The sequence below is a fragment of the Microcoleus sp. F4-D5 genome (genome assembly GCF_036704885.1).
Lineage (GTDB): Bacteria > Cyanobacteriota > Cyanobacteriia > Cyanobacteriales > Microcoleaceae > Microcoleus.
Genome location: NZ_JAUBSX010000058.1, coordinates 1 through 23,141, shown reverse-complemented (window position 1 = coordinate 23,141; position 23,141 = coordinate 1). Strand labels below are relative to the sequence as shown.

At 45.8% G+C, this 23,141-nt stretch carries 15 protein-coding genes; 6 read left to right on the top strand and 9 right to left on the bottom strand.

The window, feature by feature from the left end; all coding sequences use genetic code 11:
- Positions 1-58 precede the first annotated feature (58 nt).
- The 3 genes from QUA80_RS23330 to QUA80_RS23320 all read left to right on the top strand — a co-directional run bounded on the left by QUA80_RS23330 (position 59) and on the right by QUA80_RS23320 (position 5,288).
- Positions 59-3,349 (top strand): DEAD/DEAH box helicase, encoded by a 3,291-nt coding sequence (locus tag QUA80_RS23330; protein ID WP_333427403.1) that lies wholly within the window; start codon positions 59-61, stop codon positions 3,347-3,349.
- Positions 3,350-3,445: 96 nt separating this feature from the next.
- A complete protein-coding gene (locus QUA80_RS23325) occupies positions 3,446-4,270 on the top strand; it encodes an SWIM zinc finger family protein (RefSeq protein ID WP_333427402.1) in 825 nt (274 codons plus the stop codon).
- 238 nt (positions 4,271-4,508) lie between these two features.
- On the top strand, positions 4,509-5,288 hold the full coding sequence (locus tag QUA80_RS23320) for a photosystem II S4 domain protein (RefSeq protein WP_333427401.1): 780 nt from the start codon (positions 4,509-4,511) through the stop codon (positions 5,286-5,288).
- A 104-nt stretch (positions 5,289-5,392) separates the two neighbouring features.
- On the opposite strand, the gene QUA80_RS23315 is transcribed toward QUA80_RS23320, so the two are convergent.
- The 3 genes from QUA80_RS23315 to QUA80_RS23305 form a co-directional block, all read right to left on the bottom strand.
- On the bottom strand, positions 5,393-6,955 hold the full coding sequence (locus tag QUA80_RS23315; RefSeq protein ID WP_333427400.1) for a hypothetical protein: 1,563 nt from the start codon (positions 6,953-6,955) through the stop codon (positions 5,393-5,395).
- Positions 6,956-7,121: 166 nt separating this feature from the next.
- On the bottom strand, positions 7,122-10,262 hold the full coding sequence (locus QUA80_RS23310; protein ID WP_333427399.1) for a CHAT domain-containing tetratricopeptide repeat protein: 3,141 nt from the start codon (positions 10,260-10,262) through the stop codon (positions 7,122-7,124).
- Positions 10,263-10,911: 649 nt separating this feature from the next.
- Positions 10,912-11,700 carry an SDR family oxidoreductase gene (locus QUA80_RS23305; protein ID WP_333427398.1) on the bottom strand — a complete coding sequence of 263 codons (789 nt, stop codon included), beginning with the start codon at positions 11,698-11,700 and terminating at the stop codon, positions 10,912-10,914.
- A 97-nt stretch (positions 11,701-11,797) separates the two neighbouring features.
- Here QUA80_RS23305 and QUA80_RS23300 point away from each other — a divergent pair, with 97 nt between their 5' ends.
- A complete protein-coding gene (locus tag QUA80_RS23300) occupies positions 11,798-13,138 on the top strand; it encodes a hypothetical protein (protein WP_333427397.1) in 1,341 nt (446 codons plus the stop codon).
- Positions 13,139-13,405: 267 nt separating this feature from the next.
- On the opposite strand, the gene QUA80_RS23295 is transcribed toward QUA80_RS23300, so the two are convergent.
- From QUA80_RS23295 to QUA80_RS23285, 3 genes are all read right to left on the bottom strand, one after another.
- The gene (locus QUA80_RS23295; RefSeq protein ID WP_333427396.1) at positions 13,406-13,642 is read right to left on the bottom strand and encodes a 2Fe-2S iron-sulfur cluster binding domain-containing protein; all 237 of its coding nucleotides are present in this window, start codon (positions 13,640-13,642) and stop codon (positions 13,406-13,408) included.
- Positions 13,643-13,710: 68 nt separating this feature from the next.
- The gene (cobQ, locus tag QUA80_RS23290; protein WP_333427395.1) at positions 13,711-15,177 is read right to left on the bottom strand and encodes a cobyric acid synthase CobQ; all 1,467 of its coding nucleotides are present in this window, start codon (positions 15,175-15,177) and stop codon (positions 13,711-13,713) included.
- A gap of 108 nt (positions 15,178-15,285) precedes the next feature.
- Complete coding sequence (locus QUA80_RS23285) at positions 15,286-16,881, bottom strand: Ycf66 family protein (RefSeq protein ID WP_333427394.1); 1,596 nt, start codon at positions 16,879-16,881, stop codon at positions 15,286-15,288.
- Positions 16,882-17,244: 363 nt separating this feature from the next.
- On the opposite strand from QUA80_RS23285, the gene QUA80_RS23280 reads away from it, so the two are divergent.
- Positions 17,245-17,421 carry a hypothetical protein gene (locus QUA80_RS23280; protein WP_333427393.1) on the top strand — a complete coding sequence of 59 codons (177 nt, stop codon included), beginning with the start codon at positions 17,245-17,247 and terminating at the stop codon, positions 17,419-17,421.
- A 379-nt stretch (positions 17,422-17,800) separates the two neighbouring features.
- On the top strand, positions 17,801-18,238 hold the full coding sequence (locus tag QUA80_RS23275) for a DUF6918 family protein (protein WP_333427392.1): 438 nt from the start codon (positions 17,801-17,803) through the stop codon (positions 18,236-18,238).
- Positions 18,239-18,358: 120 nt separating this feature from the next.
- Here QUA80_RS23275 and QUA80_RS23270 read toward each other — a convergent pair whose 3' ends face one another.
- The 3 genes from QUA80_RS23270 to QUA80_RS23260 all read right to left on the bottom strand — a co-directional run bounded on the left by QUA80_RS23270 (position 18,359) and on the right by QUA80_RS23260 (position 22,871).
- Positions 18,359-19,861, bottom strand: a complete 1,503-nt coding sequence (locus tag QUA80_RS23270) for a HoxN/HupN/NixA family nickel/cobalt transporter (protein WP_333427391.1) — start codon at positions 19,859-19,861, stop codon at positions 18,359-18,361.
- A 262-nt stretch (positions 19,862-20,123) separates the two neighbouring features.
- Positions 20,124-21,530 carry a tetratricopeptide repeat protein gene (locus tag QUA80_RS23265; RefSeq protein WP_333427390.1) on the bottom strand — a complete coding sequence of 469 codons (1,407 nt, stop codon included), beginning with the start codon at positions 21,528-21,530 and terminating at the stop codon, positions 20,124-20,126.
- Between the two features lie 126 nt (positions 21,531-21,656).
- A complete protein-coding gene (locus tag QUA80_RS23260; RefSeq protein ID WP_333427389.1) occupies positions 21,657-22,871 on the bottom strand; it encodes a DUF4331 domain-containing protein in 1,215 nt (404 codons plus the stop codon).
- Positions 22,872-23,141: the final 270 nt, after the last annotated feature.

Below are 23,141 nucleotides of genomic sequence, written 5' to 3'. Positions count from 1 at the left end.
TCTTTTACCACTCATTCATGATATGATAGGCTGCCAAAGGTTGCGTTTGGTATGACCTATGAAAATCCTCCACGGGACTTGGATTCCTCAAGCAGAAGAGAGTTTTGTTCAAGGTGGAACTTTTTGTCTTTGGGTTGAAACCACTAACAAGAAAAAACAGCCTGCTAAGGTTCATCCCCGACAATTGGAGACGGCACAGTTAAGAGAGTTTCTAACGAAAGAAGCCGGGATTCAACTGTCAGCAGTCAGCAATACAAGTGCGATGGGGCGAGAATACGCGATCGTCCCTCGGTATTTTTTACTGCCCACTGCCGACAACCAGCCGTTGCCTTCTTTAGAACTAGCGCGATATTTAGAGACAGAGTTACCCGAAACATTTGAGTTGGAGTATTGGCAAGTTGATTGTGTGTCCATCGCCACCCAATATTTGACTAAAGTATTGAACGATCTGCATTTTTTTGCCCTCTACGATTTAGCAGAAGTTCAGTTTGGTTCAGACTTGCTATTTTGGTATCACTACACCCAAAATTTTAAGCAAATTGTTCTGAAAGATCGTTATATTCCGGCGTTGCGCTATCGAGAAACTGCTCCGATCGCGATCGCACCCATCGAAACATCCGAACCCGCTCAGAAAGCCACGCGCGGGCGTAAAAAAGGGGGCGAGACAAAAACCAAAACAACTGCAAAAACTTCAAAAACACCTGCCCAAATTGCACCCAGCTTTGAGATTTATCCGGGATGGGAAATTGTTTCAAGACAGTACGAAACTGATTTGCAACGCTATGTTGAATGGATGCCTTTAGTTTGTGTGTCCGGTTTTCGGAAGATCCAGCTACAAGATACACCAAAGTTCTACGATCGCGAACGGTTGCTGCGGCATTTTTCCGAGTGTGCGATCGCGGAAATTGTCACTCAAACCCCCATCCCAGCATCGTTTGAAAATAAGATTGCTGATTCTTTACTCCAAATCTGCCTCAATCAAACAGGAAAAATTGCGCGAGTAAGCCTCGAACAATACCGGCAATGGCAAACCTGGCGCGATCGCATTACGCGCAATCAATCTGCTGACTCATTCTCCCTCTGCTTTCAACTACAATCCCCCGAAAACCCCGAACAACCTTGGGTTTTAGAGTTTCAGGCGGCTGCGAAAAAAGACCCATCTCTGCGGATGCCGTTGCAGGATTATTGGCAATCGCGATCGACTCAACAAAAACAGTTGCAAACACAATTCGGAGACAACTTCGAGCAACATTTGCTGACAAATCTCGGCTACGCTGCCCGCATTTATCCCCAACTTTGGCAAGGGCTAGAAACCGACAAACCCGTTAACATTACCCTCAGCTTAGATGATGCTTTTACCTTTCTGAGCGAGTCCGCTTGGGTATTAGAAGATGCCGGATACAAAGTGATTGTCCCCGCTTGGTGGACGCCGAAGGGACGACAACGGGCGAAGATTCGCCTGCAAGTCAAAGGGAAGGGCAGCAAGAGCGCTGCAATCAAGGGTAAAGGATTGTTTTCGGCGGATTCTTTGGTGGAATATCAATATGAATTGGCGATCGGGGGTGAACGGGTTAGCGAACAAGAATGGCAGGCGTTAGTAAATAGCAAAACACCGCTGGTGCAGTTCCGAGGACAATGGATGGAACTGGACAAAGACAAGATGCAGGAGATGTTGGAGTTTTGGAAAAAACATCGCGAAGAAAACCCCGATTTAAGCCTGATTGACTTTATGAAGTTGACGGCAGAAGGAGAAGCGAGCGAACAGTTGGAGGTTGAGCGCGATCGGGCTTTATCTGATATGTTGGAGAAGCTGAACGATAAGAGTCGGTTAGAGTTAATTGCAGATCCAGCAAAGTTTCAGGGCAAGTTGCGGGATTACCAAAAGCGCGGCGTTTCTTGGTTGAGTTATTTGGAAAGTTTGGGATTAAATGGCTGTCTTGCCGATGATATGGGTTTGGGTAAATCGGCGCAGGTAATTGCTCGATTATTGCAAGAGCGGGAAGTTTTATCTACTACAAAAGAGATAGAAAAACAGACGGAAAAAGCGATCGCACCTTCGGTTCTACCCACGCTGCTAATTGCGCCCACATCCGTAGTTGGCAACTGGCAAAAGGAAATGGAAAAGTTTGCTCCCGAATTGCGATCGCTCATACACCACGGCCCTGGACGCTTGCAAGATGCCAAGGAATTCAAAGCCGCCGTCCAAGGTTGCGATATGTTGATTACTTCCTTTACCTTGGTGCGAAAAGACGAGAAACTTTTGAGCAGCGTAGCGTGGCATCGCGTGGTAATTGATGAAGCCCAGAATATTAAAAATCCGAAAGCGGCGCAAACCAAGGCGATTTTAAAGTTACCCGCTACCCATCGACTAGCATTGACTGGAACACCCGTAGAAAATCGATTGCTGGATTTATGGTCAATTTTTAATTTCCTCAATCCGGGCTATCTGGGTAAAGAGGCGCAGTTTCGGAAGTTGTTTGAGATCCCGATTCAAAAAAATAGCGATCGCACGCAATCGGCAGCGCTCAAAAAATTAGTGGAACCCTTTATTCTCCGGCGTTTGAAAACCGATAAGTCGATTATTCAGGATCTCCCCGACAAAGTTGAGCAAAAGCTTTACTGCAATCTCACCCGCGAGCAAGCTTCGCTTTATGAAGCAATCGTCAAAGAGGTAGAACAAGAAATTGACGAGACGGAAGGGATGAAGCGCAAGGGGATGATTTTGGCGACACTGCTGAAGCTGAAGCAAATTTGCAACCATCCGCGCCAGTTTTTGCAAGATGAAAGTGAGTTTACACCAGAGCGATCGCACAAACTGGAACGGCTGATCGAGATGATTGAGGAAGTCAAAGCAGAAGGCGAAAGTTTATTGGTATTTACGCAGTTTACAGAACTGGGAAGCGCGTTGGAAAAATACATTAAACAAACGCTACATTACAACACTTACTACATCCACGGGGGAACCAGTCGCGAAAAACGGGAACGGATGATTTCAGAGTTTCAAGATCCAGAGTCTGAACCTTCGGTATTTATTCTGTCACTGAAGGCGGGCGGCGTGGGAATTACGCTGACAAAAGCCAATCACGTGTTCCATTTCGATCGCTGGTGGAATCCGGCAGTGGAAGATCAGGCAACGGATCGGGCGTTTCGGATCGGACAGCAAAAAAATGTGTTTGTGCATAAGTTTGTGGCGATTGGCACTTTGGAAGAAAAGATTGACCAAATGATTGAGGACAAAAAGAAATTGGCCGGGTCAATTATTGGTGCGGATGAGTCGTGGTTGACTGAGTTGGATAATGAGGCATTTAAGAAATTAATTAGGCTCAATAAAAATGCGGTTCTAGATTAGGAGAAACAACATAAGAGAGGGAGAGGGGGAGAGGGGGAGAGAGGGAGAGGATTTTTGATTGTCATCGAAATATACAATTTAAATGCAGAACAGCTTATGTCACAATTTACTCGGACTTGGTGGGGTAATAAATTTATCGATGCGTTAGAAAGATTTACAGATTCTGGGCGACTCGGACGGGGACGTTCCTATGCACGGAATGACAAGGTAAAAAGCTTTAAGATTAATGATGGCTTAGTGATGGCAGAAGTAAGGGGGTCGGTAAATCCTTATTTTGGGGTTTATAAGGAGCCTCTGTACAAAACTAAAATTGAGTTTCAGGCGATTAGTCAGGAAAAGTGGCAAATGGCGATCGCCCAAATGGCATCAAAAGCCAGCTTCATTTCTCGGCTGCTGCTCAACGAAATGCCCGACAATATTGAAAAGGCTTTTTCACCCCTCGGATTGCACCTTTTACCCAGCAGCCGCGAGGACTTTAAGACTACTTGCTCTTGCCCAGACTATAGCAATCCCTGCAAACATATTGCCGGAGTTTATTATTTGGTGGCGGCCGAATTGGACAAAGATCCATTTTTACTGTTTGAATTACGGGGGCTTTCTAAGGAAGTGCTGCACCGCGAATTAGCAAAAACGCCTTTGGGCTTGGCGCTGGCGGCGGAGTTGACGGCTGATGCAGCGGCCCCTGCGGCGGTGGATTCCTATTACACGCAGGCGATCGCCAGTGAGGCGCAAACGGTCAGCCTGAAAGAGTTTTGGCATGGTGCGAAGCGATTGCCGCAGACGATTGAGGTGGCAGCGCCAAGTGGGGTAAGTGCGATCGTGGTGAAGAAACAGGGAGATTTTCCACAGTTTTGGCACAAGGATGGTTCGTTTATTGAGGCGATGGAAGAACTGTATTTGCGGGTGAAGAAGAATAAGTAGTTGGGTGGACAATTTTGCTGCCATACTCGATCGAGCTCTTGCAAAAACTTTAACTCGAAGACTTCATAGATTTGGTACAATAATCGTGCTCATCATATCAGCTTTACCAGCAACTAAAATCATAAGATCGTTATTTGATGATTTTAGACTATAATTAAATTAGTGCGACTGTTAAAAAAGTAGACTTTTTAGTTACAGCAAGCTTTGGCAATTTCAAATTAGAATCTAAAATTGACTGATGTTACCAAGAGAAGAACTGTTAAAAGGCATCGAAAACCGCGAATGTGTGGCGCGGGTACTCGACCAAGCGGAACAAGCAATTAAAACTTGGGAAGTTACTCAGACTGATTTTTTGTCGCCTCCAGAATTGGCGGACACTCTGACGGTATTTAAGCGGTTAACAGACGTGGAAGTAGTGGCTTGGGGCGGCTACCCGCAAGCTGAAAGACAAAGAATTGCGATCGCGCGATCGGATATCCCGATCGACTCTGCTAGCGTTAACGTTGCTGCGGTAGAAATCGCTGGCAATTTCTTGTTCGATACAGCTTCTCACCGCGACTTTTTGGGGGCGATGTTGGGTACGGGAATTGTCCGCGAGAAAACTGGCGATGTGATTGTTTTGGGAGAACGCGGCGCGCAAGCGATTGTCATGCCGGAGATGGTAGAGTATTTGGAGATGAGTTTGCAGCAAGTGCGATCGGTTCCTGTACAAACGCGGCGCATTGAGTTGAGCGAACTCAAAATTAGAGAACCCAAAAAGAAAGAAATGACAACCGTTGAAGCATCCATGAGATTGGATGCTGTCGCCTCGGCTGGATTCGCAATGTCTCGCAGCAAAATGGCCGATTTAATTGGCAGCGGCGAGGTGCGAGTTAACTGGAAAGACGTTACTCAAGCTAGTTATAATGTCAAGTCGGGAGATTTAATTGCTGTTACCGGCAAGGGAAGATTGGAAATTGGGGAAGTTGCGGTTACTAAGAAGGAACGCTATCGAGTCCAGTTAACTCGATATTTGTAATTTATAGCCCAGAAACCGGGTTTTTTCCGAGAATATTGTGACACAGCCGAAAAACCCCGAAAAACCCGGTTTCTTTGGTTTTATGCGTAAGTCATAAATCCAAATTATCGGGGAAAAGTTTTCCTTACCAACACGGCGATACCCAGCATTAACAAGCCCAATAGCAAGCCAAACAGCAGACTCCAGAGAATTGTCGCAGCAAAGGGATGCAGCGGTAGAGAAAAATCGGGTTGCCATTGAATCGGTTTATCCTTGATTAGAGGATAGGCGGCGGAAAAGATTTGTCCGCCGCCGATCGCAGTTCCGACAAAAAAGATGATATTCTCAAGCTGGCGATCGCGCTTTTTCTCCTTTTCTTCATTTTGCTTGTATAATTCCATCTGTTCGCGATCGCGCGTTTTTTCCTCTTCTTCCTTTTGCCTATATAATTGTATTTGTTCGCGATCGCGCTGACGTTCTCTTTCTTCCTTTTCGCGATCGAATTCTACCTGTTCAATTTCCACCATCCCGCGCACAGTGGATATCGACTGCTGGAACAAATCTTGGCTGGCAATCAGGTAGTTTAAATCTATTTCAATTTGCCGCTGATATTTATTCTCAGCCAAATCTAGAAACTTTTGCAAGAAATCCAGATTATCGCCTGGGATGCACAAACTTCTAATTTTGGTCAAGGCATCACCATAATTTTCAGCATTAGTGTCAATAGTATTTTTGTCTTCTTTCAAATACCGCACTTGCTGAGCACAATCAAACATTTGGGTGCGGATTTCAGCCAGCAATTGCTTTAAATTCTGCAACTTAACTTGTCTATCTTGTTCCCTTTCTATTTGACTGAATGCTGGAAGCTTATTTTCTAAATCGCTGACTATTTGCTGTGCTTGGCGATACTTTTTCCTAGCTTCGCGATGCACAAATACAATTTTAGCGCGAGAGCACAGCAGATTCATCAAGTAAAAGTTAAATGTCGCCGTTGCGAAGTTCAAAGTTTGGGAATTCTCTTGCAACCATACTAGAAAGTGACACCGCTGACGCGCATCATCTTCGCGGCTGTCATACTCAAAAATCGGACTGCTGAATAACTTTCCTTCGGCGCGAAACTCTACTGATGCTGGCTGTTTATCCTGTACAAAAGCTTTAACCGATTCGTCAGCTAGTTTCCGGTAAGTATCATAAACGGCTGGTTCGGCGTATAATAATAATGTTTGTCCCAGAGACGGTTTAATTGCTTTTGGCAACAAGCAACCTTGGGGATTTAATCGAGTTAAGTCCGCTACTTTTATTGTAACATTTTGATAGTAAAATGTCAAATCTGCGGTGTAAGTGTCGTGAATTCGCAGGGCATAGATAGCACCATCAAGTTTCTGGTTATCTGGCTGAATAATTTGCGGAAACTTCAGAGTTTTACCATCTGGAATTAGCAATTCTTCGTCAGTCAAATTTTCCAGTTCGCCGTCAGGATAATACAGGCCGTTTTTGTAGCAAATTAGCTTGTCTCTGAGGGATTTGAGTTCGTTGATATTAAATTCTTTGCCGACATTATCTGCTAAATTTTCCCACAAGGATTGAGCATTTATGGCTACTTCTCCGTAGCCTTCGTCGCTATCATCTCGCAGGTGGAAAGGATAGAGGGTAATGCTGGGATTTTTAATTTGCCATTCTTGGCTCATAATCAATTTTGTTAATTATTTTAGGGGATTCCGTGGCGGTTCAAAGTCCCCCTTATTAAGGGGGATTTAGGGGGATCAAGACTGGAGTGCAAGCGAGATTTATCTGTGACTCCACATTCCTCCGATCCCCCCTAGCCCCCCTTAATAAGGAGGGGACAAGAGTTTTTTATGTCGATTCTGTGCCCGAAGTATCAGTTTCAACCACATCCACAGAAGACTCAGACAAACCCAGTCGAATCTTATTTTCCTTCAGCGTTTCGTAAAACTCCCTGACGATTTCCTCCGGTGGATCGCTATCACCGCCGCCCGCACCCATTTGATAAATTTCGTTCTCTAAATTCTCTTCAATGTGAGGCTTCGTTTCGCACCAATCCTTGATTGTTTGAGCGATAATATTGATATTATCGGTCGAACCAACATCAATCGCTGATAATTGTTTGACAAATTGCGGCTCGGATATTTTCAATAACTTACTGAAAGCCGCCACAATTTCTTCGGGTGTGGCATCATCGGGAAGTGACATTATTAATCTCCTTAAATCACTCTTTTCAGTTGACAGCGGTAAAGTTTCGGTTTCGCCAATTAGGGTAAATGCAGCCCAAGCTATGGGACGCGGAAATCGAGCTTTTGTGGTTAGCATAGCACACCGCAAGGCGGCTGCTCGATTGTCGCCCCGTGCTAAATTTTGGTAGAATTCTGTCATTAGCAATTTGGCTGCTGGCGCACCCATATTCCACAGAGAAACGATGATGCTGGGGACTCCGGCGACGATGAAGCAGCGCGACAATCCGATGACTCCATCTCCGGTGATTTTACCGCCTCCGGTGCTGCACGCGCTTAATACTACGAGTTCGGAATCGAGTTTTAATTGCAGGATTTCTGCGGCGTTAAGCGCGCCGTCGTCGGTGTCTCCTGATGGTGCTAAAATAATCGCGCCGGGGATGCCGGAACCTTGGAAATCGTCGAGGAGTCCGTGGGCGGATAAATGGACGATGCGCGTGTTTAGCATTCTGTCTAAAATGGCGACTTTGGTGGCTTTTTTTCCGCTAATTGCTTCGGTTCCTAAAGTTGCGGCAATGGCTTCGGCGGCTTCTTTTGCCCTGGGGATTTGGCGGAGTTTGTAGGGGTTTTCGTTGAATTTTGCGGCGATGGTTGGATCGCCGACAATTAGGGCGGCTTGTCTCAATCCTCGCACTCGCTGTTGATGTTCTGCGGTTTTTTCTAATACTTGGATGGAAGGGGCGGTGAGGATGGTATGATTTTCGATTAGGTAGCGGTTGTTGCTATCTTGCAAGGCGGCGAAGGGTACTAAAAATAAGTCGTAGTGGGGGATGAAGATGATGGGGGAATTGGCATCGGTGGGGAGTAAGTCGATGATGGGTTCGATTAGGATTTGATGGAGGAGTTGCAATAGGGGAAAGCCACCTGTTTTGTCTGGTTGGTAGTGGGATTCTGGCTGAATTTTGTTGCCTTGGTCGTCGGTTTCTACGGTGCCGATGGAGACGCGGGTTTTGAGGATGATTTGTTTGAGGGTTTGGTTTTGTTGCTTGAGGGGTTGGAGGTTGGCGGCGCGATGGGTGATGTTGCCGTTTGGTTGGATTACCCAGATGTAAATATCTTCATCAGAGATAATCGAATATTCAACTATTGTGGAGTTTCTGTCGCGGGCGATTTGTTGGATTTTGGGAATTGATAATCTATCTGTTTGGTCATTCGCTGGCAAATCATTCGTTAATAAGGTTTGTTGCAATAATTCGACGAAGGCACGGGTGCGGGACATTTCGGAAATTTCTAAGGCTTCATCAAATTTAGTTTGGGCAACTAGAACTTTTTGTAGGTCGCGATAGGGAGATATTTGGGTTTCAAAGATTGAGGCTTTGTGGTCATTACTTACCAATTCAGAACGCAGAGTTTCATGAATTGCGATCGAGGCACGAAGTTGTGATTCTGCTTGTTCAAGGCAATAATGATCAAAAATAATGAAAATTTGTTTAACAATGAAGGCTAGGATTCTGGGAATGCTTTTATAAAGAATCCTAAGTCCCTTGCTGATTTGATAGTAAGCTAAGCCCAAATCGCTAAGGGAATTTGCTTCCCATTGACGATTTCCGATTTTATGTGAAATCTTTAAAGACCGTTCCTGAAATTCGATTACCTTATGGTATTGCCCTAAATAATTGTAAGCAATACCCAAATTGCAAAGGGAAGCTGCTTCTCCATTACGATCACCGATTTCCCGTTTAATCATTAAAGACTGTTGGTAAAATTTTATCGCTCTGTGATATTGCCCTAGGTAATCGTAAGAATTGCCCAAATTGTTTAGGGAAATTGCTTCTCCTTTACGATCTCCGATTTCCTGTGAAATTACTAAAGACTGTTCGAGAAATTCGATCGCCCTGTGATATTGCCCTAGGGAATTGTAAGCATTGCCCAAATTATTTAGGGAACTTGCTTCCCCTTCACGCTCTCCTATTTTTCGTAAAACTACTAAAGACTGTTCGTACAATTCGATCGCCCTGTGGAATTGCCCTAGGGAATAGTAAGAATTCCCTAAATAGCCTAGGGAAGTGGCTTCTCCTTGACTATTTCTGATGTCCCGTTCAATTGCTAAAGACTGTTCGTGAAACTCGATCGCTCTGTGGAATTGCGCTAATATCCAGTAAGCATTCCCCAAATTGCTGAGACGAGTGACTTCTCCTTGACGATCGCCGATTTCCCGTAAAATCACTAAAGACTGTTCGTACAATTCGATAGCTTTGTAGTATTTATGTAAAGAATCGTAAGCGACACCAAAATTGTAAAGGGAAGCAGCTTCTCCTTGACGATCGCCGATTTCCCGTGAAATCCCTAAAGACTGTTCGTGAAATTTGATCGCCTTGTCGTATTGCCCTAAAAAATTGCAAACTAAGCCCAAATTGCCGAGGGAACCCGCTTCTCCTTTGCGATATCCGATTTCCCTATAAATAGTTAATGCCTGTTCGCAAGACTGCAAAGCTTCTCGATATTGACAGAGGTTATTCTGCTGATAGCCTTGTTCTGACAGCCTGTCTGCTTCCGCTTTCAATTCAATTCCCGCTAGGAAGTCGCCATCCACCTTACCCAGTAGCCCTGCAAAATTTTTCAACCAATTAGCATTATTTAGTTCGCCTTGTTCTCTAAGACGATCTGCCTCTTCTAGCATTGCCGCCACCAAGCCATCATCCAGCAATTCCGGGTGAGTTTTCAATATCTGGGCTTCTTCGCCGCTGGTACAGGTTAGCAGTTGATTTATCAGGTTGAGATAGGCTTGTTGGCGTTCTGACTTCATTGCGATTTCGGATTTGGGATTGTGCGATCCATTCATTTATTATCGGTGAAACTCATCTGTTTGGGGCGGGCGATGCCAAGTTTTTTGTAAGGGTTCTCGCATTTGGGCGACAATATTTGCAACACCACGGGGATTTATCGTTTATTTGTCGGCCCGATGGTTTGTCCGTGGGTGCGATGGTTTGTCCTGGGGGTCGTTTGTTTGTCCGCGATTCCGCGATTCCGCCAGGGGTTGAAACCCCTGTCTCATAGCTAAAGTCGGTTGAAACCGACTGAATAATGGTGACAAATAATCGATTATGGTGGCAAATACTTGATTGTTTATTTAATGTGCTTTTCAGTCCTCTTTTAGAGGACTTTTGCTATGAGACGGGGGTTTCAACCCGGCGGATTTGTGGGGTAGCGTCGGGGATTTTGGTGGCCCGAATGTGCGATCGACTTTTGGGAAAATTTGGATTAGGGGCGATCGAATGTTTGTCCTTGGGTGGGGGCGGGTTTATCTAGATTGTTGGTGGGAATTGGGGATGGTTGGTAAAACCCGCCCCTACACGATCGGGATGTTTGATTGTTTTGGGAAAAGTTGGGTTTTGGGCGATCGAATGTTTGTCCTTGGGTGGGGGCGGGTTTATTTATATTGTCAACGATCGCGATTATTCGTCTTTCGCCCGAAACAGCTTTTCTACCGACTTCACCAAAACTTCTCGCGGCATCAATCTAGGCATATTTACGATGATTTGATTGGGAATTCCCCCTGTCACAACATTAGACTCATTTTTTTCTAAAGCTTTCAAAGCATCTCGCACTACTTCCGCTGCTGGAACGAGTTTTTGCCCGCTGCTGGATGCCAAAGCTTTCGGGAATTCAGCTACTGCAAAAAAGTCCGATTCTGTCGGCCCTGGACACAGGCACAAAACGCGAATTCCTAAATCTTTGTTTTCCGCCCAAAGCGCCTCGCTGAAACTCAGGACAAAGGCTTTACTTGCTGCGTAAATTGATAAGTACGGCATCGGTTGAAAAGCTGCGATGGAGGCAACATTGATGATACTTCCTGCTTTTCGCTGCCGCATTCCCTGCAAAAATAAGTGCGAGAGTTCAACTAATGCTACAATATTTAGTTGCACCATTGTTAGTTGTTTCGCAAGCGGGCGATCGGCAAAAACACCGTAATCGCCAAAACCCGCATTATTCACCAACAAATCTACCGTCCAACCTTTTTTAACAACCGTATCAAATACAGCAGTTCCAGCGCCCGGTGCGCTCAAATCTTGAACGATAATTTCGACCAAAATATTGAATTGTTGTTGCAGTTTAGCAGCTAGCTGTTGCAATTTGTCTTCGGAACGAGCTACCAAGATTAGATTGTGCTGGCGTTTGGCTAATTCGGCGGCAAAGGCTGCACCAATTCCGCCAGAAGCACCGGTGATTAAAGCAGTGGGCATGAACTTAATTCGGATTATTTGATATAAACTTTATATATTTTAACAATTTTTGTGGCCGGCAACCTGTAAAGTAATTAAAAGGGAATAGGTGAGTTTTATGGCGCGTCTTACCGATCGAGCTTTTGAAATTTTGCGGGCAGAAATTGACAAGTGCGCGGCGGCTGATAGTCTAGGAGGTGAAGTCTACCGACGGATGGTCATCAAGCGGTTGGAGAAGTTGCGATCGCAAAAGGGGACTTTCGCCTCAAGAGATGAAATCCGCGATACCTTCAAAGACGAATTTCCCAACTTCAGCGAACAAGTGCTCAAAGCTGCCGTCAAAGCCAACCGCCCGCCCGGATTGTTCAGTAAAATCATCTTTGCTGGGAGTTTGTTGGGAAGTGCTGCGGGGATAATTTGGCTGATTAACCTACCTTTTCCCATGATTCGCTGGCCCGTGGCGAAAACAATGCCGATATTGTTGCTGCCGAGTTTTATGAGTATGGATCACAATTACCGGCAGGCGATCGCCCTTGTGGAACAATCCGATCAACTCATCAATAAAGCCACTGCTGTCGCTGATTTTGACTTGGGCGAAACCAAAGCAAAAGAGGCTCAAAAACACCTCGACGCCTTGCCTGTGTGGTTCCTCGGCTATTACCCAAAAAGGTACTGCTCTTTTTTTAGCTGCAGTTGGCAGTTTACACTCGATGAATTTCAAGCCGCCCGCAAAAATGTCGGGCGGATGGAGGCTCAAATTTTCCAGCAAAAAAATGCTTTTACTCAGTTAAATCAAGTAGAACAAACGCTAAAGGCGGCGAAACAGCAGTATCAGCAAGCCAAAACCGCTGCAGATAGACAAAAAGCGACGGTAAATTGGCAAAGTGCGATCGATCAACTCAATCAAATTCCCGCCGAAACCCTCGCGGGAGAAACGGCTAAGAAAACACTCAAAGCAGCAGAAAGAGACTTTCAAGCAATGGGCGGCGTCGCCACCGGTTCTGTGCAGGCTGACAACTTAATTGAAGCTGCTAAAGAATTTGCTCTCTCCGCCGCCGTCGCCTCCCAAAAACCGCCGCATCCAGCCGCACAGTGGGAACAAATAGCAGAATTGTGGCAAGAAGCTATTAACAGACTGAAATTGATTCCAGTCGATAACCCCGGCTATCTCGACGCTCAAACCAAACTTGCTGAATATCAGAAAAACTTAGGAATTGCCCAGATGAGACTGGCAGCAGAAAAAGATTCGGCTACAGCTTTACAAGCAGCTAAAAGCTTGTTTGCCAACTTGCAAAATGATGTGAATTCTCCGAATCAAAATCCCGGTAACTCTCTGGGTCAGTTGCAACAAATTATCAATCAATTAGAATCCGTCAAACCCGGGACAACTGTTTATCCCGAATCCCAAAAATGGCTGCAATCTGCTCGCAAGAAACAGCAAGAATGGCAAAAAAATTAGTCAGTTGACTGTTGACTGCTGACTGTTGACTGATAACAATCTAAAATCTCAAATCGATTGACTGTTGACTGTTGACTGTTGATTGTTGTGTTGATTGTTGACTGATAACAATCTCAAATCGATTGACTGTTGACTGTTGACTGTTGATTGTTGACTGATAACAATCTAAAATCTAAAATCTAAAATCTAAAATCGATTGACTGTTGACTGTTAACTAATGACTAATGCCAACAACCAACAACTAACTGCCAACTGACAACTGACAAATTACCAAGTCGGGTCAACATAGAGATTAATTGTCACTTGCTTTTTCCCGGAAGGGACGCCGGAAATACAAGCACAAATCGTATCTCCGCCGTCAATTTCTATTTCGCAAGCGTGACAAGAACCCATGAGGCAGCCGGTAGGAATAGAAACCCCTGCACGTTTGGCTACATCAAGCAAAAGCTCTCCTGGTTCAGCTTCAACTGTCACGTTATCAGGTAAAAAACAAACTTTTGTCATTCAATTTTAACCTCAACTCTAACAAACAATAGTTAACAGTTAACAGTCAACAGTCAACTGTTAACTAATTAACCTAAAATATGCTTGATATCTAAATGCTTTTCCACTGTATCTGCTAGAGAGTCTAACAAAGCTTCTCGGTGTTCTCGGTAATTAGAAATACCTGTAGGCAGTGCGCGGAGTCCCCGCTGCTGCCGCAAGTGATTTAACCAAGCTCGCCGCCAAGCTCCGTTGTCAAAGATGCCGTGCAGGTATGTACCCCAAATTGATTGAGAAGTGTTGACAATGCCTAAACTCCCATCGTCAAATAACGGTTCAGTCAAATCTGACTCTAGGATTTGCGTTTTTCCTTGATGAATTTCGTAACCGGAAACTGGCAAACCCGGTTGAGGATAGTTAGATGTTACGATTCGTTGGCGAGCTATTTTGTTCGGTGCGATCGCAGTTTTCAAAGGTAGCAATCCTAATCCTGGAAATTCTCCTTTTTCTCCCTCAAGGCCTTCTTTATCGCTGATACTTTCTCCCAGCATCTGAAAGCCGCCGCAAATCCCCATGACTGTACCGCCAGCTACTAAGTAATTTTGAATAGATTTTGCCATACCTGTTTGGCGCAGCACGTGCAAATCAGAAATTGTAGTTTTAGACCCTGGTAAAATCACGGCGTCTGGATGGCCTAAATGGTCTTTTGGGCTGACATATTTGACTGTGACAGTAGTTTCCGACTCCAGGGGGTCAAAGTCGGTAAAATTAGAAATTCGGGGCAGGCGGATAACCGAAATATTGATGTCGGTTTGAGAATTGGGAGAACGCCGATCGAGCAAATCGAGAGAATCTTCTGAGGGAAACACTTCGTCTATCCAAGGAATCACCCCAACTACCGGGATTCCCGTCCTTTCTTCCAGCCAAGTCAGGCCCGGATCTAATATGGATTTTTGCCCTCGGAACTTATTAATAATGAATCCTTTAATTAAAGCCCGTTCGTCTGGATCGAGCAATTCCAAAGTACCGATAATGTGAGCAAAAGCACCGCCGCGATCGATATCAACTACTAGCAAAGTTCGAGCCTTTAAATATTTAGCTACCCGCATATTTGTTAAATCGCGGTGTTTGAGATTGATCTCAGCAGGACTACCGGCTCCCTCACACACAATCATGTCAAATTCTTGGCGGAGAAATTCTAAAGAGTCCCGAATAGCTTGCCAGCCGATATCGAAATACTGCTCGTAATATTGAGATGCTCGCACATTGGCGATCGCCCTGCCCTTGACAATCAATTGAGAAGTCATGTCTCCTTGGGGCTTGAGCAAAATCGGATTCATTTCTACCCAAGGTGCGACGCCTGCGGCCCAAGCTTGCACTGCTTGAGCGTAACCAATCTCTCCGCCGGCCGCTGTGACATAGGAATTCAGTGCCATATTCTGACCTTTAAACGGAGTTACGCGCCAGCCTCTCCGAGAAAAGATTCGACACAACGCTGCCACTACTAAAGATTTCCCTGCGTGAGATGTTGTTCCCACGACCATAATTGCTTTCATAATATTAAGGAAAAAGGAATAAGGAAAAAGAAATAAGGCAGAAGGCAGAAGGCAGAAGGCAGAAAGCAGAATCAAAAAAATTCTGGTTTCTACCTTTTGCTTTCTTCCTCAAGATAACGGCTTATCTTCGCCGGATACCTTCTCAGACTTGGATTCTTCGGCTGCTCGAGCAGTGTCTGCTACCTCCGAAATGGGGGGATTCGGGCGAATCAATTCCGGTTGTTCTCCCTCAGAAGATGGTTTTGTATCTGTGGATTCGACGATCGAGATCGCTGATACTGAAACCGTTTCCACCTGCACGCTCAACCCAGGTTCTCCCGGTACTTGTATCTCTACGGGCTCTGCCACTTCCACCACAGTCATTTCTAGAGATACAGGAGGGGCTTCTGCTTCCGTTGCGCCTGCTGCTGCTGCTTCCGGTTCACCCACCCGGACCTCCGGCGTTTCTTGAGCCAGCGGCGCTGTCTGAGTTTCAGCGGAGGCTCCGTCTAAAATTGGAGTTTCCCCTATTGTGTCAGAACTCGCGGTTTCTGCGGCCATCAACTCGGCCATTGTTTCAACATCGGTGGGAAACGGCACTCCTTGGCTGGTTTCAACAGCAGTGCTGCTGCTTTCGGCTGCAACTTCCGCAGCGGCCTCGGCTAATTCGGATTCGAGAATCTGGTCGAGATCCGGTGCAGGAGTTGCCGTTATTTTAGATTCAGGTGCGATCGATTCTGGAGTGGCTGAAGGTGTTGGTGCTGTCTGGGGAGTTGCATCAGACTTGTTTTTACCCGCACCCCGTCCCAACATACCGCCTAGACTATTTTTGATATTGCCGAACAGACTTCCGAAACCGCCGGATTTTTTAGCTGTTTTGGCAGAAGTTGAGTTTGCCTCAGAGGCTGGCGTTGGTGTCGCCGTTGGGGCTGCCGAACTCGCAGCAGACTGCGACTCTTTAGCCATCGCCCTCCACATCTCCTCAAAATCATCGTCTTCTGGCTGCTGTTTTGCTTCTGGTTGAGCCTCTGTTGGCTCCACAGTTGCTGCTGCTGGAATTTCTGAAAATTCTAGAGGTAGGGGTAGAGGAGTGAAGTTGCTGGCTAATTCTGCTGGGGTTGGTGAAGTCTCAGCAACAGGAGTTTCGACCGAAAAGACGGGTATTTCTGCAATTGCTGGTGCGCTGCTGTCGGGAATTTTCAAGTCAGGGGCGATCGCACTTTCGGCGGTCGGCTCGATCGTCGAACTTTCGGCAATTTCAGCTATTGGGGAAGTCGCCGGCTTTTCCTCTAGCTTGACCTCGCCCTTATCCGCAGCGGGTGCTGGAACCGCATCAGTTTTCGGTTTGGGCGATCGAACAAACTTAGGTTTTTTCGCTGCGGGCTCTTTTTTCTTGCCAAACAAGCCCGCTAACGGCCCGCCCGCAGCCCCCGGCAAATTCACCGACTGAGGAATCGGCGTTTGCTCAGCAACGGGCGTCACCTGTCTGCGCAAAGTCAGAGTTTCCCAAGCAAACCAGCCCAACATAGCCACGCCCGCCATTTGACCAAGCAGCAGAGCACCGGTAATCCGTCCCGCACAAACCCATAAAATTAACGCATAAAAAAGTCCTACACCGCTCCAGGTAAAATCACTTTTGCGGTGAACTTCTGGAAAAAAGAATGCCGCCATGTAAATACTGAAGCTGCCCAGACCGACTGCCAACGCCAAAAAGTATGCAAGCATATTGTCGGTACCTCCGCTGTGTCAAATAACTTCTACGGGCTAATTCTACCTTTGAGAGAGACTCAACGGCTTCTTTCTCTGGGACAATTATCGATTTGGAGGGAAGTTCGGCACTGAAACTGTGTACGGGATCGATCGGGATGTTGACGGTAGAAGTCCTAGCCAATATTTTCCCACTCTCCCCCACTTCCCTCTCCCTTTACCCCCTATCCCCTTCACCCCCTATCCCCATCACCCCCCGTTGAGGCGTGATACGTGTCACTTAACAATGTCCCTGCGATCGCACCAAGGGACTGAGGATGTTTATATCTTGTAGGTGTAAGAGGAATTATGCCCTAGGGCATATGTATGGGAGACAGTGCCATGTTAGAAAAACTATTATTAGCGGCCGGCTTAACCTTATCGCTTCAAATATTTCCCGGACTAAGCACTTCCGCGAAATTACCGAAAAATTTGGTATTGCGCTCGAGCGATCGCCCCGCTCAAACCCTAAAAGTTCCCGTCATTGCAACACCTGCGGGCATCAAGCCGAATGTCTAATCCTAATGATACGTGCCATATAATACGTGCAAGTGCGATCGGACTTAGACAGAGCCTCTATAATATTTTTTTCGAGCTGTTCTATGTTTTATGTGAGCGTTCACAACTCATCAGTTTGTAGTGAGGACTAAATTTCTCATTAATATCACCTAATAAGGACTCAAGCCCTTACTACAAACCGCAGGCCAATAATTAGTAGCAGATAGAACATTAATTCCCATAACATACTAGACAAATCTCAACATTAGGTTGTCTCGTAGAGACATTCAAACCTTAAAAAACTTGGCAAACCTTGAGTAAACGCTCAAAATAGATATATGATGTCAGATTGAGCTTAAAGCTAATAAGCACATTGACTATTAAATCAAGGAAAGTGAAAATGGGACTTAGCGATATTCTCTTGAATGAAAACCACAGAGAAACTTTTGTTGATGACTGTGTAAAGTTGATAGACCAACAAGTTGCAGCAGCGCCGGGATTGGGTGGTCTGGCTCTTAAAGCTGCCTACTCTACTGTCAAGGGGATACGGGCTGACTATTGCGCCCAAGTCCTAGATCAACTTCTGCCAGAAATCTCGATCGCACTCGATCCGATGTGGACTGAAGCGAAAAACAATGGCAACCCAGTAGAATATCTAGCCCAAAGAAAAGGTGAAGTAGCAGACGAATTGCTCCAGATAAGTGACAAAAGGGTCGAGAAAAGCACAAGATCAATGGTTAAAGGCGCCTATGCCAAACTCCGCCCCTCAGCTAAGACTTACGTGGAAAACGGAGTACCGGATTTAGCCAAAATTATTAATAAACATAGTGCGGCCTGATAAGTGAGCAACGGGTAAAAAACACAATACCCAGATACCCGGCTTCTTCAAGAAATCGGGTATCTAAAATCAGACTTATTTCTAAGTTTGCAGTTAGGAATGAGAGTCCTAATTTTCTGCTTATCCATTGCCAATTACCCATTGATTTGCAGCCAATATTTTCAACATCGCCTGTCCGGTAATTCCCAACCCCAAAAACATTACAAACATCGCACTAATCGCAGGCAGAAATTTGACTGCTGTTATCTGTTTGGGCAGTTTATCAAAATTCCGTTTTGCATAAACTAAGATTAATCCGATCGCACTCAGCACTAAAGCCAATCCCAAACTAAACGCTACCACTAACGTCATTCCCAAACCAACATTGCCCAAAGCCGACGCGCTCAACAGCATCACCAAAGCGGAAGGACAAGGCAACAAACCGCCAGAAATCCCCAACGCCAATAAGCTTTTCCAAGTAATCGGAGAACCGTCAGCACCTGGAGGCAAATGCGAGTGAATCCGGCCGTCTCCGTGATGGTGGTAGTGGTGAGATATATCGGGTTTTACAGGTTTAAATTCTCTCTCCCAAGTTCCTCTACTCAAAAGATTTACTGGTTCTTCACATTCCGCAGTAACGACTTTATTCCTGAGAAACCAGTTTTTATTAAAAACTTTACTTTTGATTTTTTTGAGAGCTTCAGTCCTCACTACCAACCTCGTCTTAATTTTTGATAATAATAAGTTAAGACCGATCGAGGCTACTAATAAACCCGAGATTAAACTCAGCCAAGGATCTAATTTTTCTTGGTCAATTAAGTTAGAAGCAAACAAAGTAATTCCGCCCACCGCAAACACACCGGCAGTGTGAGTAATTGTAGTCGTCGCTGCTAGAAATAAAGCGTGTATCGGAGTAGCCCGCGAACCCACTAAATAAGCGCCGACTATGGTTTTGCCGTGTCCGGGCGACATCGCGTGCACGCATCCCCAAGCAAATGCTCCCGCTACTGCTAGCAGCAAACTCCAACCTGAATCCCAAATAGATTCCTTTCCTGCTAACAAAAAGTCGCGGTTTTGCGGCGTAAATACAAAGCTTTTTACAGCACCCGCTTGCACGATCGTAGCTTGACAGCTAGCTGTCGGAACTCCGGGCAAAAACAGATTGTAATTAATCCGCAATTTCTCGGGTTTGGAGATGGAAATTGAGTCAGGTAAACCGGGGGTTGTATTTTGAGAAGGTGCGGGCCAGGTGTAGTTTAAGATTAAGGTACTGTGGGTATTCGGCTGCTGGATAACACTGGCGCTTTTAGCTGATATTTCTAGCGGTTTTACTGCTACGGAGCCTTGAATGTTACTGCTGTTGGTAATGCGAATTTGTTGGCTGAAAAACTTTTCTAGCTGTGTTTGGTTGCTGCGAATTTCAGCAGGTTGTAGCTGGCTGTCTCGATTGTCGTCGGCGAAGTTTGTTAAGCCTGTTGGGAAAGTTAAGGTTATTTCGGTTTGCAAATCGTTGACTACTATTTCTGCTACGGATAAGTCTGACCAGTGCGAGTAAACTGGTCGGGTTGAGGTTGTTAGTAATAAGAAAAATGTCAGAAAAAATAGGATAAATAATTTTAAAAATCGGTTAAGTTTGTACTGCATAAATACCTGTTTTTTTAGTGATTTTCGGATGAATTATTTGTTTTTGTTGTGATTTTTACGGCGCGCTTACCCGCAAGCCCGCCGGGGATTTCAATCCCCGTCGAGAAAGCGAAAGTCGGTTGAAACCGACTAAAAGATTTTCTACTTTTTAGTGAAATCTTTTAGTCCTATGCAAGAGGAATTAAGCTTTTAGCCAGGGGTTGAAACCCCTGGCGGATTGACGGAATGGCGAACTTGGCCGAATGGCTGCTATTAGCTAATCTCAAAATTCATAACTTCCCAAACCCAATGCTTGGCGAGATCGATCGTCAAAACTCGGGTCAATTTCCTTAGACTTTTGAAAATAAGCGCGAGATTCAGCATCCTTACCTAAAGTCCGGGCGATCGCACCAGCCCGGTAAAATATCCCCGCATCCCGAATCCCCGATCGCACTATTTCGGCCATGACTCGATCGGCTTTTTGCCATTCCCCAGAACTCGAAAGCGCCCAAGCCAAAGTATCCAGCGTCACCGCATCCCGCCGAATTTTCACCTCCTCCTGCATTAACGCCAGCGCTTCCGCGACATCCTGCGATCGACCTTTTTCCAGCAGCAAACTTGCCAAATCCCTGCGGTGGCCAAAACCGCCAGATCCAGAAACCTGTTCCTGGCGCAGCCCTGCTTCTGCTTTGTCGCGAAGTCGCCGGGATTCGATCGCATCTCCCTGCAAATCCTTCACCCTCGCCATACCGCGATCGACAATGCGATCGAACACCGTCGCAACTGGGCCAGAATACGCCGAAACCTTCCTGTAATAGCCTTCCGCCTCCCGATAATTGCCCTGGCGCGTCTCCAAATCCGCCAAATAAATCAGCGCCAGCGGGTATCGCGGCACCAACCGCAGCGCCTCCAAAAACAGCGCTTTCGCCTGCACAAACTGCCCGCGACGCGCGTAAAATCGACCCAAGAGCGATCGGGCCCGCGCCGAACCCGCAACCTCTCCCGGTTCCTCCGCCGCCATTGCTTGGCGGTAATCCTGCAAAACCTCAGCATCTCGGCCCTGAGACTCTCTCACCAAAGCTCTCAAAGTGAGAGAACCCAAGTTCGGAATCCGGTTAACTAAAGCTTCTGCCGCTGCATTTGCCTCGCTCACTTTTCCCATTGCTAAGTGAGATGTAACTTCCAGGGCGATCGCCTCTTCATTGTCAAAACCCACCTGTTTAGCAAAGCGCAAAGCAGTAGCAAAATCGTGTCTTGCCTCAGCAATTCGAGCTAAAACTAAAAGCGCACCTTTGTTGTCAAAAGGCAAATCGGCGATCGACCTTTGAGCCGCCTGTTCTGCCAATAAAAACCAACCTCCCTCCCCAGTAGCGCGAGCCATTTTTAAATAAGATCCCGCCAGCGCCGCCCGGTTCAAACCGCTGCGGGAATCAACAGCCAATCGCTGCTGGTAAAAAGCAATTTCTTGCTGAATTGCTTCCTTTTGATTGGGATTATTTCTCAAACTTTCCGAGAAATGATATCGGTAATTAATATCGAGATTTTCGGCACTTTTGTTAGAAAAAATTTCTGAAATAAAACGCCAATTAGGAGAGAAATTTACTACTACCATCCCAGCTACAGGCACTACTATCAGCAGCCCCCACCCGAAGATATCCGATTTTATTCCTTGTCCTATTTTTGTTTTCATACATCCGCGTTCATCTGCGTTAATCCGCCTGCATCTGCGGTTAAAAAAAGCATTTCCGATATGTCACTAGCCAATAATCAATAACTAATGACTAATGACTAATGACTAATGACTAATGACTAATGACTAATTAGGCAAAGCCAAATAAGGAAAAGTCGGTTCTAAAGGTTTGTGTCCCTGAGCCGGATTTCCCGGAGTTCCGTTATAAGAAACGTTATCGCTAACCGGAGAGCCCACCAAAGCTCCCAGAGTGATATCAATAACGTCGTCCATCAGCATACGACCTCCGATCAAACTTCCTTGAGCATTTGTAGCGCTAGCGTAGCCGCTGGTTTTTGTGGTATCGATCCGCATGACATCGGGTAAGAAAGCTCCAGCGATCGCATTTGGATCGACATTATCCCGACCGTCCAAAAGATCCACAGCATTCAGAGTAGCAACAGCTTCCTGCCGCACGGGAGCAGCAGCAGCGCTCAAATCCAATCTCGGAGGAATATTATTGAATGCTTCCAGATAAGCGGGAGTAACTATCAAACCCTCATTAATTGCAGGTCTCGCCAAACGCTCGAATTGTTTGAAACCGCCAGCTCCATCGCGGATAGAAACAGTTGACCAAACATCAAAAGTATTCGCCCCACTTCCAGCTTGCAAAAATGCTTTCGGAACGCGGACAGCAATTGTATTGACGTTGTAACCTTTAGTAAAGTCGATCGCTTGATTCGGTTGTTTGAAAGCAGTACGCGGCCCAGTTCCCAAAGCTGCGGCGCGAACTCGGAAAAATTGTTCCACATCGAAGAAAAACGGGTCTTCCCGCAACCCGGCAAATACAGTCAAGTTAGAACCGCCCACAGGTACTGTATTCAAAACAGCATTAGAATTCAGCGGAGTTGTGGCAATTAGCCCGCCGTTAACTGTAGTCTTAGTAGTTGTCTCCGAGCCACCGCGAACAACAGTTACAGCTACCGCTTGCATACCTTGATTGTTAGGCGGACTGAAGGCAAACCGCAAGATAATATCCGAGCGTCCAGTAGGTGTAGAATTCACGTCACCTACTTGCGTGATGTGAAATTGGTAGAGGGCTGTAGTGCTGAAATAATATTGATAACGGGCGACAGACCTGGGATTTGAATTCATGGTAAATACTAAATCCCCGTCCGCAGCACCGGAGTTTTGGTCTTTTTCGCGATATACGTACAGGTCAGTTAAATTTACAGCGCGACCTTTGATATCTACTTCGCCGTCGTCGTGGTCAGAAGCGACAATTATCCCTGGAGTTAATAGAGCAATTAGAGCTACTTCAATAGCTAGTATGGTTCGGCGAATTTTTTTTGTGAGCTTCACAGTTAGCACCTTTATTGCAATGAATTTTTTGCACAAATCAATGGTAAATAACCCGCATTCGCGGGTTTTACTTTTGTAGCAACAGGTTGAAATCTGTCAACCTGTCGCGCTTTTGCGCTGTTGCTGAGCCTTCTCCTATTGGTGGTATACGAAGGTTTGGCAATTTTGGATCTGTGCTGCCAGACTAATTTATTTGACACTCCTCGGCATAAAGGCACGAGGATTCTTGGTTCATCCAATCGGCTTGCTCGTTGATGTCACCACCATCGA

Bases quoted from the DNA above. Each gene is read 5' to 3' on its own strand.
- QUA80_RS23280 (WP_333427393.1), top strand. From the start codon at position 17,245: ATGTTAGAAAAACTATTATTAGCGGCCGGCTTAACCTTATCGCTTCAA.
- QUA80_RS23285 (WP_333427394.1), bottom strand. From the start codon at position 16,881: ATGCTTGCATACTTTTTGGCGTTGGCAGTCGGTCTGGGCAGCTTCAGT.
- QUA80_RS23265 (WP_333427390.1), bottom strand. From the start codon at position 21,530: ATGAAAACAAAAATAGGACAAGGAATAAAATCGGATATCTTCGGGTGG.
- cobQ (WP_333427395.1), bottom strand. From the start codon at position 15,177: ATGAAAGCAATTATGGTCGTGGGAACAACATCTCACGCAGGGAAATCT.
- QUA80_RS23270 (WP_333427391.1), bottom strand. From the start codon at position 19,861: ATGCAGTACAAACTTAACCGATTTTTAAAATTATTTATCCTATTTTTT.
- QUA80_RS23315 (WP_333427400.1), bottom strand. From the start codon at position 6,955: ATGAGCCAAGAATGGCAAATTAAAAATCCCAGCATTACCCTCTATCCT.
- QUA80_RS23320 (WP_333427401.1), top strand. From the start codon at position 4,509: ATGTTACCAAGAGAAGAACTGTTAAAAGGCATCGAAAACCGCGAATGT.
- QUA80_RS23300 (WP_333427397.1), top strand. From the start codon at position 11,798: ATGGCGCGTCTTACCGATCGAGCTTTTGAAATTTTGCGGGCAGAAATT.
- QUA80_RS23275 (WP_333427392.1), top strand. From the start codon at position 17,801: ATGGGACTTAGCGATATTCTCTTGAATGAAAACCACAGAGAAACTTTT.
- QUA80_RS23295 (WP_333427396.1), bottom strand. From the start codon at position 13,642: ATGACAAAAGTTTGTTTTTTACCTGATAACGTGACAGTTGAAGCTGAA.
- QUA80_RS23310 (WP_333427399.1), bottom strand. From the start codon at position 10,262: ATGAAGTCAGAACGCCAACAAGCCTATCTCAACCTGATAAATCAACTG.
- QUA80_RS23325 (WP_333427402.1), top strand. From the start codon at position 3,446: ATGTCACAATTTACTCGGACTTGGTGGGGTAATAAATTTATCGATGCG.
- QUA80_RS23330 (WP_333427403.1), top strand. From the start codon at position 59: ATGAAAATCCTCCACGGGACTTGGATTCCTCAAGCAGAAGAGAGTTTT.
- QUA80_RS23305 (WP_333427398.1), bottom strand. From the start codon at position 11,700: ATGCCCACTGCTTTAATCACCGGTGCTTCTGGCGGAATTGGTGCAGCC.